This window comes from Vicinamibacterales bacterium, from assembly GCA_036012125.1.
In the GTDB taxonomy this organism is placed as follows: Bacteria; Acidobacteriota; Vicinamibacteria; order Vicinamibacterales; family UBA823; genus UBA11600.
Genome location: DASCOS010000013.1, coordinates 186053 through 205316 on the forward strand (window position 1 = coordinate 186053; position 19264 = coordinate 205316).

Below are 19264 nucleotides of genomic sequence, written 5' to 3' on the forward strand. Positions count from 1 at the left end.
TCAAGAAAATAAAGGTCTACTCCTAATCCACAACCCCTGCCGCCCATCGGATCCCGGCAACCAGGTGTTTTCTGAATCGGATATCTCGCCATACATCAGGCTCATGCCCCAGCGCGGTGTAGAAGACGCGGCCGGCTCCATGTTGACGGGTCCAAGCTACAGCAAAGTCCCCATCGCTCCGATTGATGCCATCAGCACCCATGTCAACGGAATCCGTTTCTAGGCTAAGAAGAACAGTCACGTCTTCGCGGGACCAGTTACGAAACTGATAGATCTCATCATATAAACGCATCGAGGTGCCTAGATGCTGCGTCGCGGAATGTTGCTGGTCTTCGACTGTTATAGTCACCTCTTGATGCCACGGATGACCGTCAAAATATCCACCCAACATCTCTCCGTACTCCGGCCACTCATAGAAAGTGTCCGAGGCGCTGTGAACACCAATAAATCCTCCGCCATCTCGAATAAATGCTGCGAGCGCCGATTGCTGGACTTCGTTCATAGGGAGTTCACCCGTTGTAAAAAACATGACGGCATCAAAGTCCCGCAAACGCTCAGCGGAAATTTCCTCAGCCGCTTTAAGCACTGTCACATCGAAGGTGTCGGCCTCCCTCTCCAACTCAAGCATGACTTCCTCGGCAACAGGTAGCACCCCGTGTTCGAACGCTGCCGAATGGGCTAGATAGAGAACGCGTGGAGGCGACTGTGCTCTAACCGCAGCCACGCCGACCACGGCCACCAACAGTGGAACAGACATCCATCTCGAGTAATTCGTCATCACTTCACCACCAACTCCACAACCGAGTATTCATAGTTAAGCCAATCGGATCCGCTAGGGCCTTAGGTTTACCCGCCATCCCCGCATCAACCAGTCACTCGCATGTTCTCCGGATCCCAATGCACCGTCTTCTTATCAAAATAACTAACATTCGAGAGAACCGCTGGACCCGCCGCCCTAAAGCCAAACACAGCATCCTCAATTACCGGCTGCCGACTTCGCACCGACGCAAAGAAGTTGTGAAAGTGGTCGACGGTGTCACTGTAGCCACCGGGCGCACGAAATACTTCATCTGCCCGGGGCGTCAACTCGCGCGCGGCATTCGGATACTGCCGTCTGTAGTCTCTTAGAAACTCGTCCTGCATCGCGTCAGGGAAGGTGTTAATCGAGTACCCTGGGGATGCTTGTCGCGCCCGACGGGTCACTCCGACCGTGCCTCCTACACTCATCACCGCCTCCGACCCAACAAATCTAAACCCTTCGCCCCCCGCTGCACCATCAGCAAAATTGACCCGCAGCGCTAAAGTAAACTCCGGATGCGAATCCGTCGCTGGATAATCATACAAGCCGAGCATCACATCGGGCACATCTCGACCGTCCTTCCAGTACCGTAAACCGCCAGTCGCGTAAATTCGCCGAGGACCAATCGCGCTGACAATAAAGTGCAGGCCAGAAAATAGATGCACAAAAAGGTCCCCCGCCACCCCGGTGCCGTAGTCCTGATAGTTTCGCCACCGAAACATTCGTTTAGCGTCGAACGGTCTCTGTGGGGCCGACCCAAGGAATTGCAGCCAGTCGACGGAGTCAGGCGAAGCGTCAGGGGGAATGGTGTACTGCCAAGCGCCAATGGCAGAATTGCGGTCCCACCAAGCTTCGATCATATTCAACTCGCCAAGCTGGCCACTTTCATAGATTTGCTTAGCGTGCTCGTAGAGAATGGAGCTGACACGCTGGCTTCCCACTTGGAGTATTTGGCCCGTGCGGTTCTGAGCCTCGACTAGAGATGCACCTTCTTCCACCCTTTGGACCATTGGCTTCTCAACATAAACATCCTTTCCAGCTTCCATCGCTTCAATGGCAATTTGACGATGCCAGTGGTCGGGAGTGCCGATAATGACGGCATCGACATCCTCCCTGGCCAAGAGTTCCCTATAGTCTCGAGTAGTTTCAACGTGCGATCCGAACCGTTCCTTTACATGGATAAGCCGCCCGTCATAGACATCAGCGGCTGCCACCAACTCGACACCGGGGGTCCTCAGCGCTGCCTGAGTGTCGCCCTGTCCCTGCCCGCCTGCGCCAATCAACGCAATTTGAATACGGTCGTTCGGGGACATCTGATTTCTCGACCGTCGGACGCTAGGGGCGTCTGACCAAGCTCCGACGACTGCCCCACCGTGGCCCACCGTCGCCCCAGTAATCGCCGCCATTTTCAAAAAATCGCGTCTCGACGCGCGTGTTGTCTTCATTTTTTTGAACCCCCAGCAAGAAATCTAATTTAATAACGTTGGAACGGTATATTACAGTGCCGACCCAGACTTTTGCATGTAGATTCAGTTCTGCCATAAAATCCAACTTCGTGGTCAGACGACCAGCCAGATTGAGGAGAACTACATGGCACCATACGGAATTGATCGCCGCGAAGCCCTCAAAACCTTAACTGCTGCTGGGGTCAGCGCGGCCACCCTGCCACTCTGGGTCACCACCCTAAATGAAGTGGCTCAGGCGCACTCTCACGAGGGCTACACACAATCCGCAGCTAGTGGGTCGGTCTTCACGCAGGCGCAGCACAATTCCGTGGCCGTTCTTAGTGAGCTAATAATTCCCGAGACTGACACCGCAGGAGCTGGCCGAGCGCTCGTGGTCAACTACATTGACACGATTCTAATGGATGCACCGGCCCTCGCACGTAACCGGTTCCTCGGTGGGTTGAAGTGGGTCGACGAACGGTGTGAAGACCTATTCGGTGCAACTTTCGCGGCCGCCTCACCTAAACAGCAGGTCGCACTTCTCACGGTCCTCAGCTCACCCGAGAACGACACCCCTGCTGATCGCATTGGGGTCGAATTCTTTCAAGCGATGAAATCCCTTACCGTCACCGGCTATTACACGTCGAGAGTCGGCATGCTTCAAGAACTCGACGACAACGGCGCTGTAATGTTCACTGATAAGCCCGGCTGTGACCATCCCGAGCACAAAACCTAAGAAAGTCTTTATGAGCGCACAAGACCAGAAGTTCGACGTCGTTATCGTTGGCTCAGGCGCCACTGGGGGCTGGGCCGCCAAGCAGCTCACCGAGGCGGGACTCTCCGTTGCGGTGCTCGAAGCAGGCCGCAAGCTGGACCCAGAAGTGGATTACACCGAGCATAAGCGGCCATTCGAGATGCCTTTTCGGGGTCGCCGGCTTGGCACTGAGGAACGACAGGCCCGGCAGCCTGTGCAGTCCCTTTGTTATCAGTGTGACGAGTATACAAACCACTTATTTATCGACGATACCGAGCATCCCTACACCACGCCAGCTGATCGCCCATTCACCTGGATTCGCGGGCGACACGTGGGCGGTAAGTCAATTATGTGGGCACGGCAAACGTATCGTCTCAGCGACTATGATATGAAGGCTGCTTCGCGGGATGGTTTCGGTATCGACTGGCCAATCGACTACGCTACTCTCGCACCTTATTACGACATTGCTGAACGCTTTATCGGAATATCTGGTCAGGCTGAAGGGCTCCCTCATTTGCCAGACGGCCAATTCTTGCCGCCGATGGCTTTGACCTGCGGCGAAGAAATTTTAAAGAAGGCTATCCATGATTCTTTTGGACGAACACTAACAATTGGTCGGTGTGCGATTCTAACCGATGACCTAAATGGGCGGCCAAAGTGTCATTACTGTGGTCCATGCTCTCGTGGATGCCGTACCGGTTCGTATTACAGCAGTGTCTCCTCAAGTCTGCCGGCGGCTGAAGCCACCGGTCGCCTAACACTGATTCCGAACGCAGTTGCGAGCCACGTTGAGGTTGACGATGCTGGGAAATGCCGCAGTGTCTACTATATCGACCGAGTGACGAGAACTCATCGAGAGGTTTACGGCAAGGCCGTGGTGTTATGTGCCTCGACTCTTGAATCGACTCGGATTATGTTGAACTCAACCTCTCCCCGATATCCAACTGGGATTGCGAATTCCAGTGGAGTCCTCGGGCACTATTTAATGGACCATGTCATGGGCGGTGGCGCCTCAGGAATTCTTCCGGTACTCAAAGGCGTCCCTGACACCCGCGGAAACCGGCCTAATGGAGTCTACATCCCTCGGTTTCGAAATCTGGAGGAGCGACACCCTGACTTTCTACGCGGCTACGGCTACCAAGGCAGCGCAAACATCGTGAAATGGGGTCACGCCATAAACATTCCTGGATTCGGCGCTGATTTTAAGCAACAGATTCGTGATACCCGACCATGGAGCATCTCAATTGGTGGATTCGGCGAACATCTACCCCGTTACGAGAACTTCTGCGAACTCGATAAAATCCATGTCGACGCCTGGGGTATCCCCGTGCTCCACATTAGCGCTGCATACGGTGACAACGAAAAGGCCATGATCAATGACATGGCTGACGCCGCCGAGGAAATGCTCCGCGCTGCCGGCGCTGAAGATATCGAGGTGGAGCGAGAGGTTTCAGCTCCTGGTCTCGCCATTCATGAGGTAGGCACTGCCCGTATGGGCGCCGATCCGACGACGTCTGTTTTAAATAGTTACGAACAGGCCCATGACGTCAGCAATCTCTTCGTGATGGATGGGTCCGGCTATCCATCCTCTTCCTGTCAAAACCCAACAATTACCTTTATGGCCCTGGCCACTCGTGCCTGCGAATACCTAGTTGAAGAATTTAGAGCAAGTAGGATTTAGTAAAAAGCTAATCACGCACCTTAGTTTTTCTGGCTGTTAGGTCCACCAGGCATCAACCGGCGGTTCCCTGAGAATCGCCCTGTTCAAAATATCCACAGCACCCATGAAACCCTCGTCAAGCGAGGCAAGTGCATCTTCGTGCTCGATGCTAATGACGTGGTCGTAGCCGGCTAGGCGTAAGGCACTTACGATCTGTTTCCACACCAGAAGATCGTGTCCCCAACCAACTGTGCGAAAGAGCCAGGCTCGACTGGCCATTTCAGTATAGGGCTTTCCATCAATGACTCCATTCAAAGCAACGTTTTGAGGATCCAGCGCTGAGTCTTTCGCGTGAAAATGGTAGATTGCTGAGCCGAGGGCTCGAATGGCCGACGGAACGTCCACGCCTTGCCAGAAGAAATGACTCGGATCGAAATTAACGCCGATGGCGTCTCCTGTCTCTGCTCGTAGTTTAAGCGCCGTCTCCGCATTGTAAACAAGGAATCCGGGATGAGGTTCAAGGGCGATTTTCACACCGTGGTCACCGGCAAAGGTCGCCGCTTCTTTCCAATAAGGGATCGCCTTTTTTTCCCACTGCCACGACAGCACTTCTTGGAAATCCGGAGGCCACGGGCAAGTCACCCAATTCGGATAGCTAGCGGTGTCAGAATCTCCTGGGCAACCGGAAAAGTTTACCACCACGGAGACTCCCAATCGTTCTGCTAAGCGAATCGTCTTACGAAATACCTCGTCATCATTTATCGCAATCGACGATTTCGGATGCAACGGATTGCCGTGGCACGATAGAGCGCTAATCGTCAAACCGTGATCCTCGATCATCGTCCGATAGACCCTAGCCTTTTCCGCGTCAGCCAATAGCCCATCAAGGTCAACATGACTGTCACCGGGATAGCAACCGGTGCCAATTTCAACTGCCTCCAGACCCGCGGCCTTTACCTTTTTTAGAACTTCATCGAACGGCAACTGACCAAACAGCACTGTGAATACACCAAGTTTCATATCGATATCCCCGTCCTCACACGCTAATCGCGACCTAGTCAACTAAACCTAGACTGGAGACCACACTCCGCCAGCCGCCGAGCTAGCCAAGATCGCATCAACAATCCGGTTAATACGATAACCGTCCTCAAACGTTGCGAAGGCTGGCGGCCGTGGGTCATTCGGGTCCTTCCCACTCGCGATAAAGGTATAAATATCGCGAAGTACATTGTGAAAGGCGGTTGCCCAGCCCTCTTGATGGCCTCCTGGTAGATGGGTATACGCCTGAACCGAGGGAGCAAGGGCGCCTGGGTCCTTCGCTATCTCAATATTGCCGTCGTCCCGACGACCCACCCACAGTTCATTCTGTCGCTCCTGCTTCCAGCGAATCGACCCGCCTAATCCGTTGATCTCAAACACCAAATCATTTTTATGCCCGGCACACACCTGCCCAGCTGAAAACATGCCTTTGCAACCATTCTCAAACCGGACTAGCACAGAACCAAGGTCTTCGACTTCAACGGTGAAGGGTACGCCTTCATTATCGGTCGCAGCAGTAAATGTTTCACGAGCAGCTGCTGGCTTCCTTCGTGTTGGAATGACAGTCGTGAGGTCTGCTAGCACCGCTTCAATTCGTAAACCACTCACATGCTGAACTAAGTCGCACCAATGTGAACCGATGTCCCCCATCGCGGACGAAGGACCTCCCTTTTCTGGCTCAATCCGCCAGGAGAAATCAGTTTCCTTAATCAGCCAGTCCTGTAAGTAATGGCCGTGAATAAAATGCACGGACCCAATTTCGCCGCCAGCAATAAGTGCGCGAGCCTGTTGTACTAACGGATTGCCTCGGTAGTTAAACGTAACAGCATGCACAACGCCGGCTTTATTTACAGCGTCGAGCAACTGCTTAGCCTCCCCTGCGTTCATCGCGAGCGGCTTATCAGAAACGATGTGCTTTCTCCTTTCGATCACCGCCATATTCACCGGTAGGTGAAGATAATTTGGGGTGCAGTTATGAACCACCTGCACGTCGGGATCATCGATGAGCGCTTCGTAGTTTCCATACGCTTTTGGAATACCCATCGCATCAGCCTTCGCCTGCGCTGAGACCTCACTACTTCCGGCCACGGCCACGACGTCCACAAAGCCAAGTCGGCGCACTGCTTCAACGTGCTGAGGACCGACTAAGCCAGCACCGATGAGCCCCATCCCAATCCGCTGCATTAGCAACCTCTATTCAGTAGGCGCTCCATCGAGCAACGGCTCGAGTTGCGCCTCTACTGCACCATTCTCGGTACAGACCCCGTAAATTGTTTCGCCCGCGGAGTACATCGAGACTCCGGCATACTCCCCTTTTGCATTTAACGCAAAGAACCTAATATTGAATGCTGGCTCACCATTCGCCTTTAGTAGCCGAGGTTCGATTGTGTTCTCCTTAATTCGGCGTAACCCTGCGAGGCCGGCGTCCTTTGGATGCATGCCATTTCGCATGTTCTCGACGATCAAAAAAGACGTTAGGTTATACAGATTCGCCTCTCCGCGACCAGTAGAGCCACAGGCTCCAATCGCGCCATCGACATAAAGACCTGCACCTAAGATCGGTGAGTCGCCTGTTCTCCCAGGAATCTTCCACGACAGACCGCTGGTAGACGTCACACCGCAAATATCCCCATTCGGACCAATCGCGTCACAATTCACCGTGCCCCAGAAGTGACTTTCATCCGCAAGACCTTCAGCGAGCATCTCGAGCGCCGCCTCGTAGCCCAGCCTACCTCGCTGTGTTGGATCTAGATAATGATTGGGGTCGATACGTCGTTTCCACTCAAGCCAACGTTCTCGCGAGCGTGGAGTATTCAGATCATCTTCTATGGGAAAACCCATATTCCGCGCGAAGTCTTGAGCCCCTTGGCCAACAAGGAGATGGTGATCGGTGTGATCCATCACAGCTTTAGCAACCAGGGAAGGCTTGCGGACCCCTTCGATTGCGGCGACGCCACCTGCCTGCTTTCGCGGGCCGTGCATACAACAGGAATCAAGTTGAACAACACCATCGGCATTGGGTGTGCCGCCATAACCAACCCCTGACTCCTCTGGATCGTCTTCGACAATATTGATACCACCTAAAATGGAATCGAGAACATCCTCTCCATCTGTAATCAACTCGAACGCTCTTTCGATACAAGTGTGGCTGCCCCCGTTCCGGTAGGCCACTCCACTACGATCAGAGATCACCACCGGTGCAACCGATTGGTTCTTTACCGCCGGGGCCTTACCAAATCCCTTCCGTGGGGTTACTAAGCCAGCGGCCGCTGCGCCACCCAAAACAAACTCTCGACGATTAAGAATTCCCGACATTTTCCACTCTCCCAATCCGCTGACTATCCGTGATCGCTGAGTACCACCCCACCGTCATTTCCAGCGCCCGCAAAGCAGTTGACCTACGGCCTCGCCTAACAAAGATTCCGCCGAGACCTTACTCGTGCCACCTTGTAACTTGAACCATCTCTTTAAATAGGCTTACATCACTCGCATCCAGCATCCCACTTTCTATTCGCCTGGTTTTCGCAGCCCCACAGGCTCCGCCTAGATGGAAAGCTTCTTCTAGAGAGTCTTTTCGCGACAAGGCAGACGCAATCCCGGCAACCAAACAGTCACCAGCCCCTACCGCACTCCGCACCTCAATCTCAGGAACTGCCAATTCCCACGCATCCGAAGAAGTCACCAACACAGCCCCACTCGCTCCAAGCGAAACAACCACTGCGCCAACCCCATGACCAATGAGCGTTTGCGCGAAACCGATCGCCTGCTTCTTACCATCAATCTCTTGTCCGGCGAACTCGCCAGCCTCCTGCGCATTCATTTTAATCAAATCAGGACGACCCTTAATCGCTTCGCGCAGTATGTAACCACTAGAATCAATAATCGTATACGCACCAAGTTCACGTGCCGAAATAATTAATTTCTGGTACGAGAAGGTCGGATAGTCTGGTGGTACGCTACCAGAAAACACCATAATATCTTCGCTCGTCAAACCGGCTAACGCAGCAGAATCAAGCGCCGAGGACTCCTCGCGAGAGAGGGACGGTCCGGGACCGAGCAGCTCAGTTGTTCGCCCACTCTGTTCATGAATCGCAAGGCAATTTCTGAGATCGCCAGCCACCCTGACACCTTCAAAGATTACGCCAGCGTCGTCTAAGCATTTACCCACGTGGGCTTCTTCTGATTTTGAAACAATTCCGACGAGCCGCACTTCTTCACCGAGGATCGCACAGGTTAATGCAACGTGTAATCCTTTCCCCCCGGGAGCGCAGCCTACCTCCCGCACTCGCTGAACCTCTCCAGCACGCAATGTTTTTAAGTTGAGCCACCGATCAATCGACGTATTAAAGCCAGCAACCGTGATCATGGAGCATCCTGAAAATGTGTCGTGCGAAATGAATGCAGTTCCCGTTCGTTCGGCTGTCTGACCGTGCCGCCAAGTCCGCGTGTTGCCAACGCTCCACAACAGACCCCGTCACGCATGCACTCAACCAGTCTTCTTCCGCGTAGCCAGGCAGCCAAAAACCCAGCATTGAACGAGTCGCCGGCCCCTGTCGGATCAACAACGTTGACGGTTGGCGCGGGTACAGACTCGACCCCTTCCTTGGCCACGGTCAAACACCCGAGAGGGCCAAGTTTTGCAACCACGTTGACCCTTTCTGCAAGTGCCTGCAGGTCTGTCAGATTTTCAACTGCGCTCGATCCTGTCCCTATTCCCTCTAATTCGACTTCATTTGGAAAGAAAAGGTCGACTAACGCAATAGCCTCACGCACTCCACTCTGCCACTGGCCGGCTGGGTCCCCGCCGGGGTCGAGTGAGATGGTCATATCCCGCTCCCGAGCTTGGCGGAATAAATCAGGGATCGCTGGTTGTAGACAACGCTGCAAATAGTAGGACGAGATATGAAGATGTCCGATATCCTTCCAAGCTTCATTTGGAATCTCGTCAGCTCTTAACTCAGCGATCGCTCCTGGAAAGGTCACTAGGGCACGATCGGTGGACGATGAGACAGACACCGTGATACCAGTTTGCACCTCCTGAGCACGGGACACTAACGATGTGTCGACGCCAGCTGCTCTCATCTCTTTCAAACACTGGTCGCCCCACGAATCCTGACCAATTTTTCCGACAAATCGAACTGGCACCCCAAGTCTGGACAATCCGACAGCCGTAATTGCGGAGGCACTGCCTAGCGTCATTAGGCACTCATTCACTATCACCTCCCGGCCGAGGGATGGGAAGGCGCTGTAGTCGTGGAGGATTAGATCAAGATTAATCTCTCCTGCGATCAGGACACTCACGGGTGTGGTCACCGACAGCATGACTCTTAAGGCGAATAGGTGGGAAAGGAAGGCACCACGCGGTCAATCACGCCGGTCTCAGATGGTGCATCGGGCTTCAACCGCTCATGCAAACAGCGAAAGAAGCCCAACAGCTGGCCCACCAATACGTCGATCGCCACAAGGTCATCATCTCCCAGCAATGACGAGATCCCGTACTCGACGCTGAGCCTGTCATCGCTATCTCTAATTTCACTTGGTAAGTTGGAACCGCAGTAGACCACACACAGGCCTAACTCCTTTTGCTGCACCTCTTTCAACAAATCCAGCTCATAGGCCCGCCTACGACTGTTAGTTGAAATAAACGCCACGAGAAGAGTTCGGTTCGTGAGGCCAGCCATCGGACCATGACGTAGACCAAGGTAGGACTCAGCATCAGTAGTCACCCGACCTGCGCACATCTCGAGCATTTTCAACTCAGCTTCAAGGGCTGCACCAAACCTGGGGCCAGAACCTAGAAACACCGCATGGTCAAACGATCTACATACAAGTTCGGCCAACCTTTCCGAATGTTCCAACAGAAGCCCTTGAGCCATTTCAGCGAGAGAGGAAGCAATGGCGGGAACTGCAGAATCGCTAGCCCGCACTCCCAACCCCCGACCTGCCAACCACAAACTCGTGAAGCTGCTTGTCATGACCAAGCTTTGGTCGTTCACGGCGGAACCAAGGACGATAGTCCGTATTTGCGGCGCAGACTCGTAAGCTGTTGCTAAACGTCCAACCGGATTACAGGTCACAAAGACCTGCTCACATTGCGGCCAGCGCTTAAAGATCAAATCAGCAACCGCTATGCTCTCTGGGCTATCCCCCGATCTACCAAACGAGACAATCGTCGGACATCGTTCAACATTCACGTATGCTTCAGGAGACAGGAGTATCTCGCCGGCACTCACTGCCCGCACCGGTCGTTTCAAACTGACCTGCAGGGTTGGCGCCAATGCGACACCAATAAAATGAGAACTTCCGGATCCAGCGAGGAGTAACCCGTCAGAAGACTCGATGCTTGGAAATATACAATCAGGCAATCGGCTAGCTATCGCTTGCCAAGCCTCGGGCTGACGGCAAATCTCCTGCAGGGTATGTCCATACCCCCGACTGACCTGGTCAGCCGCAGACACCCCTCGTGTCAAGGCTCCAATGGAAGAGGCCCTGGCAGCCAGAGTCTTGACTAGGTCAGGCATGCCGTTTATGCGAACGTGATCCAGTCCCAATTCTCATCCACTCATTGATCTTCGTCATCGAGCACGCTATAAGCATACGCACACGCAGGTTACTGGAATGCAAAACTACTGGTCAAATAACATGGGTGGCAACCGTCGATGGCTAATGTTTGCCCTCGGCACAACACTTTCGTGGGGTGTGTGGGGAGCCCTGATCGAGATTCCTGAAAAGCTTGGTTTTCCTGCCACCCTTGGATATTCAGTCTGGGCCCTCACGATGGTCCCGTGCGCTGTCCTAGCCTTACGAAGTGACGACTGGCGTCTGGCGCTGCACCGAGAAGCTTGGGTCTTCGGGAGCTTGATTGGATTCCTCGGGGCCGGTGGCCAACTGATCCTCTTTGAAGCACTTCGCTCGGGACCCGCCTTCATCGTGTTTCCAATTGTTTCGTTATACCCAGCGATTACAATCATTCTCTCTCTTTGGCTCCTGAAGGAGCAAGCCTCTACCCGTAATTGGATTGGTATTTGTCTCGCACTTCCAGCCATCGCCTTGCTGTCTTATGTTGCACCTAATGACACCCTAATCAGTGGTTACACCTGGCTCTTTCTCGCCATGGGCGTCTTTCTTATGTGGGGACTCCAAGCTTACTTTATGAAATTGGCCAGCGATCGAATGCCGTCAGAGAGCATGTTCTTCTACATGACGTTGACAGGCGTCCTCCTGATTCCGATCGCCGTAACGATGACCGATTTTAACCAAACGATTAACTGGACCTTTACCGGCCCGTACCTCGCCGGGTTAATCCATATTCTTAATGCTGTGGGTGTTCTCTGCTTCGTTTATGCAGTTAGAGACGGAAAGGCCATTATCGTCGTCCCCATGACGGCCTTGGCGCCTGTGATCACCATTGTGCTGTCCCTGGCCATCTACTCTCGAGTACCCTCTAGCTATCAACTCGTCGGCATGTGCATGGCCACCGCGTCCATCTACCTAATGGCCGAATAGCACTCGCTGATCGACTCACTGATGACCCATCATTGCACATCATCGCATCCACCTCTATTGCCTAGGCTGCCTGCGTGATTAAGGAAAGGTCCATACATGCGTCTGCGAAGACTCGCGGCACTTATCTTGACCGGCTTCTTTCTATGTCCGCTCGCTGGCTCTGGCCAAACCGAAGGTCCTACATTAGTAACCATTGCGACTGGCCTTGGCGACATCGAAATTAGCGTCGACACCGTGAGAGCGCCAAACACAGCTGCGAACTTCCTACGCTATGTCACAGGCCGTCACTACGATGGCGGGGAGTTTTTTCGGAGTGTGACTTTGGATAACCAACCAAACAATGAAGTCAAAATTGAGGTTATTCAGGCTAGAGTAAACCCAGATAGAATAGAAGATCGATTCGAAGCAATCCCACTTGAGCGTACGGATGCGACAGGCATTTATCACATAGACGGTGCAATCTCGATGGCGCGGGGTGCTCCAAACAGCGCAACTTCGAGCTTCTTCATCTGCATCGGCAATCAGCCCTCATTAGATTTTGGTGGAGCCAGGAATCCCGATGGACAAGGTTTCGCGGCCTTTGGCCGTGTGACTAGAGGCAAAGACGTGGTGAGGCTCATTCAACAGCAATCTGCCAGCGGACAGCAACTCGAACCGCCAATACAAATCGAGTCGGTCACAGTAACCAGGCAGGAGTGACTTCGTCTATTATTCTTGACCAGGCACGCCTAGGTGGTGAACTGAAATCAGTCAGCCAAAAGACCCTCAGTGTGCATCATTTCAGCATTGAGAATCGCTGCTCCCGCGGCTCCCCGAATCGTATTGTGCCCTAAGACCACGAACTTATAATCAAGGACCCCACAGGGGCGTAAGCGGCCCACCGAAACCGCCATTCCTCCGTCTCGGTCGGCATCCAACCTCGGCTGCGGACGTAAGGCTTCCTCAAGATAAACTACAGGTCGAGCTGGAGCACTTGGCAACCGCGCATACTGTGGACGACCACGAAATCTGTCAAAGGCAGCTCGAACATCGGCCTCTTCAGGGCAGGCAGTGAATTGCACCGACACCATCTCAGTATGACCGTTGATCACGGGCACACGCGTTGTGGCAGCACTTAGAGCCATATCGTGTGGTTCGATTTTGCCGTTTCTTAGCTGACCAAAAATCTTCTGCGTCTCGGTTTCCATTTTCTGTTCCTCCCCGGGAACTTCGGGGATGATATTTCCAATGATGTCCAAAGACGCGACGCCTGGATACCCAGCACCAGAAACCGCCTGAGCGGTGGTAACAATCACGGATTTCAGTCCAAACTCAAGAAGCGGCGCCAAACCAAGAGCTAAAACCACGGTCGAACAATTAGGGTTTGTGACAATGGCGCCAGACCATTCCTTTGCTTGGCGCTGCTCCGCTAGCAGGGTTAGATGATCGGAATTTATCTCTGGAACCAATAGCGGGACCAGGCTATCCATTCGATAGTTTCTGGCGTTACTAACAATCACTCGACCAGATTCAGCAAAGCTTCGCTCAACTTCACCTGCAACCGCGGCGTCGAGACCAGAAAACACCAACTTCGGGGCTCCGGCCGGAGCACACTCCTCCACTATTCGATCGGCCACCTCGGGGGGCATCGCCCCCGGGAGGCGCCAGGCAGTCGCCTCCTGATACTTCTTACCGGCAGACCTTTCACTGGCACCCAGCCAAACCAGCCTAAACCAAGGGTGGCGGCTTAGTTCTTGGACAAACTGCTGCCCTACCATGCCAGTAGCACCGAGGACGCCAACGTCAATTGGGTTGGTCATTCAGTCAATCCACTAATCAGCCAACGACCACTTCTGGCTTCACCTTAAAAAATTCGGCATGCACCGCCTTCACAGCGCGATCCAAATAAGACGACCCGATGATGCATGCCACCTTCATTTCAGACGAGCTAATGCAATCAATATTTATTCCCTCAGTTGCGAGAGTCTTAAACATTCGCGCAGCCAACCCAGGGGTTGAACCCAGCCTTGAACCCACAATCGAGATCTTCGCTACATCCCCTTCAATCAAGACTTCACTCGTTAACCCCTCAGTTTTCCACCGCTCGAGCACCACGGACGCACCCGGTACAAACTCCTCATCCAGAATGAACGTAATCCTGGCACGATCTTCAGAGCTGGCACTCTGGATAATCAGCCGAATACTGATTGCCTGGTCGGCCAACTCCTCAAATAACTGGGCCGCTGTACCAGGCGCATCTGCCACATTCAAGAGAGTGACCTTGGCGATTCCTTTATCGCTTGTAACACCCACGACTTCTGCCTGCTCCATGGTCGAATCTCCCGCTATTATCCATGTGCCCGAGTCCTCTGAAAAGCTTGACCTTACGTGAATCGGAATTTGATAGGACATACAAATCTCGGCTGCGCGAGGGTGCAGCACCTTGGCTCCGCTCGAGGCTAATTCAATCGCTTCCTCATAGGAGATTTCTGGCAACACGCGAGCATTACCGATTAATTGAGGGTCTGCGGACGACACCCCAGCCACGTCAGTGCAGATTTCGCATACGCTCGCACCAAGGGCAGAGGCTACCGCGGCTGCAGTCACATCGCTTCCACCGCGACCTAGTGTCGTAATTTCCTCTGCTTCATTCACACCTTGAAACCCCGTAATGATTACTACTCGGCCTTCGTCAAGTTCCTTCAAAATTCTTCGCGTGTCGATCGACCGAATCCTGGCCAAGTTAAAGACACCGTTAGTACGGATACCGCACTGACTCGCAGTCAGTGAAATGGCGGGTATCCCACGGTCCTGCAACGCGAGACCCAAAACCGACACCGCCACTTGCTCTCCTGACGCCAGAAGGAGGTCCATCTCTCGACCACTGGGATACCGAGAAACCTTCTGCGCAAGCGCCACCAAGCTATCAGTGGTGTCGCCCATGGCCGAGACCACAACGACGAGTCGGCCGATCTGTTCCAAGCTCGCCTTAATCCGATTCGCAACCCCGACTACCCTGTCGGGATCAGCGATCGAACTTCCGCCATACTTTTGCACAACGATGTCAGGCGTCATGATCTGTAACTGCCCTATGTGGCCGCCTCATCATTGAAGCGAGAAACTGAGTCATGCTCACCAAGTCTCCGAGAAAGCTGCTGAAGAAATAGTCCCACGTCGGTCACGATTCCGGCTGTCTGCGAGGACCCTCGGTCGGCCAACTTCGTAACAACTGCCGGATTAATATCAACACAAACTACCCTCACCCATGCGGGCAGCATGTTTCCGACCCCAATGCTATGTAACATCGAAGCAAGCATCACTACCATCGACACATCTTTAAGTTGTTCCGCATACAACTCTTGGGCAACCGCTAAGTCCATTTCTGTATCTAGAAGCGGTCCGTCATCTCGAATACTCCCCGCCAAGACATAATTAACCTCATGCTTCACGCACTCATACATCACACCTGACATCAACACGCCCTTAGAAACCGCCGACGCCAGGCCGCCCGCCGAATTAATCGCATTAATAGCCCGCATGTGATTACGGTGGCCGTCTTCAACCGTAGCCCCTGATTCAAGGTTCACTCCCAAAGAGGTCCCGAACATGGCAAGTTCTACGTCGTGCACCGCTAACGCGTTTCCTGCCAGCACTGCGTCCACATACCCCAAGCGGATAATTTCACTGAAATAGCCGACGCCGCCAGTGTGGACGGTAAGTGGGCCCGCAACCACAACAATCCGCCCGCCCGCCGCCTTGACTTCGCGCATCATACTTGCGACCCTTCCAGCGCTAACTTCGACCCGCCTTTCGGATGAAATGTCATTTGTCATGAACGCAAAACCAAGTCGGTCACGCTCGCGAAACTCTGGAATCACCCTAATGCCATCCGTGCCACATACAATCTTGTCGCCAGTTTGAACATCCCTCAACTTGCGACACTCAGCCTTATCTCCGGTTACAACAATTACCGCGTCCATCCGTTGCCCAACAACATCGACCCAACGCCCTTCCATTCGAATCCGAGTGCGTAGATTGGTTGTTGAGTAGAAATCGGGTGCGACGCAGCCGTCCGAGGGTGCAGGGCATAGAAGGGCGTCCCGCTCTGGCAACGGATAGCAGCCCAGCGGGACAAAATCTTCAAGGAGCTGCTGCAAGGCTGTCTCGCTGGCTACAGTAACCTTGAGGCGCAGCCTAGACATGTCCTCATTGGTACGGCCGATCGAAAACTTTTGCACCTCAAAGGTGCCAGCCCGCTCGATCACCTTGTCAAAAATGACATTCAGTAGATTCGAATCAATCAGGTGACCCTCGGCTTCAACGATTTCAGAATACTGATGTTGGTCGGTCATAAAGCCTCTTAGGCTCGATTGAGGATTGGAGCCTTCCGCGCCTCTTCGGTTGGCTGTGACGCCAAATACTGTTCGAACTCCTTCAGAGTCCTTCCTAGCTGAACTGGCGTCGTGAGACGGTCAGCCACAGCATCAGCGGTCTTATAGCCGTTACCTGTAATCCCCAAGACTACTGACTCATCGCGAGGAATGGCTCCTTGATCAACGAGAGCAATAGTCGCAGCTAGAGTCGTGCCACCCGCAGGTTCAGTAAAAATTCCTTCTGTGCGAGCCAATAACTTAATTGCATCCACTATCTGCTCATCGCTCACCATCGCGCCCGACCCCCCGGTCTCTCGCACCGTCTCCAGCACCTGAAAACCGTCTGCCGGGTTTCCGATCGCGATTGACTTTGCAATCGTGTCGGGCTTAACCGGTTCTGGGAATTCATCGCCGTTCTTGAGGGCGCGGATCACTGGCGCACATCCAGCGGCCTGAGCAGCATGAATCTTGGGAAGGCTTGCATCCACCAAGCCAATCTGCCTTAACTCCCTGAACCCTCGGCCTATCCGCGGTAAAAGTGTTCCCCCAGCGACGGGTGAAACGACGTGTCTAGGAAAGGCCCAGTTAAGTTGTTCGGCGACCTCAAAGGCAAAGGTCTTGGCCCCTTCAGCGTAATAACTGCGCATGTTGATATTTGCAAAGGCCCAGCCATTTCGATCGGCCATCTGCGTGCATAGGCGATTCACATCATCGTAGGTGCCGTCGATCGCAATGACATGAGCGTTGGCGATCGTTGTTCCCAAAATTTTTCCCGACTCCAAACTGTTCGGAATGAACACGTAGCATTCGAGGCCAAGTTTGGCAGCGTGCGCCGAAACGCTATTACCCAGATTGCCAGTCGATGCACAGGCGAACACGCGGAATCCAAGTTCTACAGCGCGCGTTGCCGCGACGGACACCACTCGATCCTTGTAGGAGAGAGAGGGATAATTAACAGACTCGTCCTTGAGGTAGAGCTCTTTTAGCCCCAGTTCGGAACCCAATCGATCAGCCTTTATCAGCGGAGTAAACCCGGAATTCAAACCCGCCACGGGCTCCCCTTCTATAGGCAATAGTTCTCGATACCGCCAAAGGTTTAGTGGGCGACTCGCGATCAACTCACGAGTCAGGGTTTCTTTAATGAGGTCATAGTCATACGTGGCCTCAAGTGGTCCCAGGCATTGATCGCAAACGAACAGAGCCTCCCCCGGAAACTGCGTCCCACAGAGATGACATTCCAATCCTCTAAAAAAACCCATGGTCCATCCTTACCGCTAATCAATTACTGGCAGCACGACAGCACTTTCCGCCCTATCACCCTGTGTAGTCTCACTAGGCCTCAACGCCGATTCGATTGTTTCGGTTGTGCATCGATCGGTCACGAATTGAACTTGCCCATCTCGGTCCTCCAGGATCCGGGCGGGCACCACGCCAAGGTCTGAAAGAATTCCCGCCACTGATTGCGGTCCCGCTACCCGAACATAGTGCGATCGCTTGCCCATTGCTTCTACCTGGCAACTGGCTCCAACCGATGGAAACAGATTCGGCGCTCTATCTCCCGACGCGATTGCTAGCAAGTCTGACACTATCGCAACTGCAGTGGGGTCGCCTCCGGCTCCTTGACCGATTAAGGTAACCTCGCCACAGTATCTTCCGTCCACAACCACCACGTTTTCGTTGCCGGATACCTGTGCAACCCGAGATCCAAGATTCACCATCGCAGGTCTGACTTCGGCTCGTACAGCATTTCTATCTTCTGTAAGCTCGACCGTCGATACCTGGCGAATCCCGCATCCAAGCAGGGCCGCCGCTTCAAAATCCGTGCGACTGACACCTCGAATCGACCGACAAACAATCTCATGAGGATTAATCGGGCGGCTCAGTCCAACAGCCGAAAGAATCGAGAGCTTCGCTTGAGCATCAAATCCATCTAAATCAGCCGACGGGTCAGCTTCAGCGAAACCTCTCTCCTGAGCATCAGCAAGAACCTCGTCAAACGAGGCATCCGAAGCACCCATCTTTGTTAGTAGAAAGTTACAGGTGCCATTAAGAACACCTCTTACCCTATTCAGGTTATCGGCAGCCAAGCCATTTTTGATGCTGGAAATAATCGGCACGACGCCGGCGACTGCCGCCTCAAATTTCAGACATGCTCCCTTAACAGCCGCCAACTCAGAAAGCCTGGCCCCGTCGTTGGCTATCACCTGCTTGTTGGCCGTAACAACTGGCTTTCCCTCCATCAGCGCTCTCTGTATCCAGGATCCTGCTGGTTCGAGGCCTCCAAGCAGCTCAACGACCACATCAACGTCCGACGTAAACACCTCGTCAATGTTTTCGGTCCAATCAACTGTGTTCGGCATCCATTCAACCTGTTTCCGTTCGACTTTACGATTGAACACGCACGTTAACTCAAGGCCTGTCTTTCCAGAGACAAGTATTCTTGCCACCGATTGACCGACGGTGCCAAATCCAAGAATAGCTACCCGTATCACCTTCATTGAGTCGCCTTCAGCATGTATCGCTTCTCGACCTACAAAAAAAGGCCATCTCCCTCTCCGGGATGATGGCCTTAAGCTTGAGAGGTGCTCTTAAATTCTTGGCTACATCATCCAGCAGAACCGCATCGGCATACGGGTCGTGCTGCCCCTAGTCCAGGCAGTCGGTTCCGCGGTGAGCTCTCCGGGCCACCGAACTAAAATTAGGGCCGAT

17 protein-coding genes are annotated in these 19264 nt (G+C 53.5%); 4 read left to right on the top strand and 13 right to left on the bottom strand.

Annotated features, from left to right (window positions below; all coding sequences use genetic code 11):
• Positions 1-22 precede the first annotated feature (22 nt).
• Together QGH09_06045 and QGH09_06050 are read right to left on the bottom strand one after the other, a co-directional pair.
• Entirely contained in the window at positions 23-778 is a 756-nt protein-coding gene (locus QGH09_06045) for a ThuA domain-containing protein (GenBank protein ID HJO17741.1), read from the bottom strand.
• A gap of 86 nt (positions 779-864) precedes the next feature.
• On the bottom strand, positions 865-2244 hold the full coding sequence (locus QGH09_06050; GenBank protein HJO17742.1) for a Gfo/Idh/MocA family oxidoreductase: 1380 nt from the start codon (positions 2242-2244) through the stop codon (positions 865-867).
• A 145-nt stretch (positions 2245-2389) separates the two neighbouring features.
• Here QGH09_06050 and QGH09_06055 point away from each other — a divergent pair, with 145 nt between their 5' ends.
• Together QGH09_06055 and QGH09_06060 are read left to right on the top strand one after the other, a co-directional pair.
• Positions 2390-2980, top strand: a complete 591-nt coding sequence (locus QGH09_06055; protein HJO17743.1) for a gluconate 2-dehydrogenase subunit 3 family protein — start codon at positions 2390-2392, stop codon at positions 2978-2980.
• A gap of 10 nt (positions 2981-2990) precedes the next feature.
• Positions 2991-4679 carry a GMC family oxidoreductase gene (locus tag QGH09_06060; GenBank protein HJO17744.1) on the top strand — a complete coding sequence of 563 codons (1689 nt, stop codon included), beginning with the start codon at positions 2991-2993 and terminating at the stop codon, positions 4677-4679.
• A gap of 36 nt (positions 4680-4715) precedes the next feature.
• Here the strand turns inward: QGH09_06060 and QGH09_06065 are convergent, their stop codons facing one another.
• The 6 genes from QGH09_06065 to QGH09_06090 all read right to left on the bottom strand — a co-directional run bounded on the left by QGH09_06065 (position 4716) and on the right by QGH09_06090 (position 11218).
• The gene (locus QGH09_06065) at positions 4716-5678 is read right to left on the bottom strand and encodes a sugar phosphate isomerase/epimerase (protein ID HJO17745.1); all 963 of its coding nucleotides are present in this window, start codon (positions 5676-5678) and stop codon (positions 4716-4718) included.
• Between the two features lie 48 nt (positions 5679-5726).
• Entirely contained in the window at positions 5727-6881 is a 1155-nt protein-coding gene (locus QGH09_06070) for a Gfo/Idh/MocA family oxidoreductase (protein HJO17746.1), read from the bottom strand.
• A 9-nt stretch (positions 6882-6890) separates the two neighbouring features.
• Positions 6891-8012: a N(4)-(beta-N-acetylglucosaminyl)-L-asparaginase gene (locus QGH09_06075; protein HJO17747.1), complete on the bottom strand. Its 1122-nt coding sequence runs from the start codon at positions 8010-8012 to the stop codon at positions 6891-6893.
• 118 nt (positions 8013-8130) lie between these two features.
• Entirely contained in the window at positions 8131-9063 is a 933-nt protein-coding gene (locus QGH09_06080) for a hexose kinase (protein ID HJO17748.1), read from the bottom strand.
• The gene (locus QGH09_06085) at positions 9060-9998 is read right to left on the bottom strand and encodes a carbohydrate kinase family protein (GenBank protein ID HJO17749.1); all 939 of its coding nucleotides are present in this window, start codon (positions 9996-9998) and stop codon (positions 9060-9062) included. Before QGH09_06085 ends, QGH09_06080 begins: the two co-directional genes overlap by 4 nt.
• A gap of 26 nt (positions 9999-10024) precedes the next feature.
• Positions 10025-11218 carry a hypothetical protein gene (locus QGH09_06090; protein ID HJO17750.1) on the bottom strand — a complete coding sequence of 398 codons (1194 nt, stop codon included), beginning with the start codon at positions 11216-11218 and terminating at the stop codon, positions 10025-10027.
• A gap of 97 nt (positions 11219-11315) precedes the next feature.
• Here QGH09_06090 and QGH09_06095 point away from each other — a divergent pair, with 97 nt between their 5' ends.
• Positions 11316-12203 carry a DMT family transporter gene (locus QGH09_06095; GenBank protein ID HJO17751.1) on the top strand — a complete coding sequence of 296 codons (888 nt, stop codon included), beginning with the start codon at positions 11316-11318 and terminating at the stop codon, positions 12201-12203.
• A 96-nt stretch (positions 12204-12299) separates the two neighbouring features.
• Positions 12300-12902 (top strand): peptidylprolyl isomerase, encoded by a 603-nt coding sequence (locus tag QGH09_06100; GenBank protein HJO17752.1) that lies wholly within the window; start codon positions 12300-12302, stop codon positions 12900-12902.
• 47 nt (positions 12903-12949) lie between these two features.
• Here QGH09_06100 and asd read toward each other — a convergent pair whose 3' ends face one another.
• From asd to QGH09_06125, 5 genes are read right to left on the bottom strand one after another with little or no spacing between them, the layout of a single operon-like run.
• A complete protein-coding gene (gene asd / locus QGH09_06105) occupies positions 12950-14002 on the bottom strand; it encodes an aspartate-semialdehyde dehydrogenase (protein ID HJO17753.1) in 1053 nt (350 codons plus the stop codon).
• 16 nt (positions 14003-14018) lie between these two features.
• Positions 14019-15257: an aspartate kinase gene (locus QGH09_06110; GenBank protein HJO17754.1), complete on the bottom strand. Its 1239-nt coding sequence runs from the start codon at positions 15255-15257 to the stop codon at positions 14019-14021.
• Between the two features lie 14 nt (positions 15258-15271).
• Positions 15272-16534 (bottom strand): TIGR00300 family protein, encoded by a 1263-nt coding sequence (locus QGH09_06115; protein HJO17755.1) that lies wholly within the window; start codon positions 16532-16534, stop codon positions 15272-15274.
• Positions 16535-16542: 8 nt separating this feature from the next.
• Entirely contained in the window at positions 16543-17814 is a 1272-nt protein-coding gene (gene thrC / locus QGH09_06120; GenBank protein ID HJO17756.1) for a threonine synthase, read from the bottom strand.
• Between the two features lie 15 nt (positions 17815-17829).
• The gene (locus QGH09_06125) at positions 17830-19053 is read right to left on the bottom strand and encodes a homoserine dehydrogenase (protein HJO17757.1); all 1224 of its coding nucleotides are present in this window, start codon (positions 19051-19053) and stop codon (positions 17830-17832) included.
• Between the last annotated feature and the right edge of the window lie 211 nt (positions 19054-19264).

Bases quoted from the DNA above. Each gene is read 5' to 3' on its own strand.
- QGH09_06045 (HJO17741.1), bottom strand. From the start codon at position 778: ATGACGAATTACTCGAGATGGATGTCTGTTCCACTGTTGGTGGCCGTG.
- QGH09_06100 (HJO17752.1), top strand. From the start codon at position 12,300: ATGCGTCTGCGAAGACTCGCGGCACTTATCTTGACCGGCTTCTTTCTA.
- QGH09_06065 (HJO17745.1), bottom strand. From the start codon at position 5,678: ATGAAACTTGGTGTATTCACAGTGCTGTTTGGTCAGTTGCCGTTCGAT.
- QGH09_06080 (HJO17748.1), bottom strand. From the start codon at position 9,063: ATGATCACGGTTGCTGGCTTTAATACGTCGATTGATCGGTGGCTCAAC.
- asd (HJO17753.1), bottom strand. From the start codon at position 14,002: ATGACCAACCCAATTGACGTTGGCGTCCTCGGTGCTACTGGCATGGTA.
- QGH09_06050 (HJO17742.1), bottom strand. From the start codon at position 2,244: ATGAAGACAACACGCGCGTCGAGACGCGATTTTTTGAAAATGGCGGCG.
- QGH09_06125 (HJO17757.1), bottom strand. From the start codon at position 19,053: ATGAAGGTGATACGGGTAGCTATTCTTGGATTTGGCACCGTCGGTCAA.
- QGH09_06055 (HJO17743.1), top strand. From the start codon at position 2,390: ATGGCACCATACGGAATTGATCGCCGCGAAGCCCTCAAAACCTTAACT.
- QGH09_06110 (HJO17754.1), bottom strand. From the start codon at position 15,257: ATGACGCCTGACATCGTTGTGCAAAAGTATGGCGGAAGTTCGATCGCT.
- QGH09_06095 (HJO17751.1), top strand. From the start codon at position 11,316: ATGCAAAACTACTGGTCAAATAACATGGGTGGCAACCGTCGATGGCTA.
- QGH09_06070 (HJO17746.1), bottom strand. From the start codon at position 6,881: ATGCAGCGGATTGGGATGGGGCTCATCGGTGCTGGCTTAGTCGGTCCT.
- thrC (HJO17756.1), bottom strand. From the start codon at position 17,814: ATGGGTTTTTTTAGAGGATTGGAATGTCATCTCTGTGGGACGCAGTTT.
- QGH09_06075 (HJO17747.1), bottom strand. From the start codon at position 8,012: ATGTCGGGAATTCTTAATCGTCGAGAGTTTGTTTTGGGTGGCGCAGCG.
- QGH09_06115 (HJO17755.1), bottom strand. From the start codon at position 16,534: ATGACCGACCAACATCAGTATTCTGAAATCGTTGAAGCCGAGGGTCAC.
- QGH09_06090 (HJO17750.1), bottom strand. From the start codon at position 11,218: ATGCCTGACCTAGTCAAGACTCTGGCTGCCAGGGCCTCTTCCATTGGA.
- QGH09_06060 (HJO17744.1), top strand. From the start codon at position 2,991: ATGAGCGCACAAGACCAGAAGTTCGACGTCGTTATCGTTGGCTCAGGC.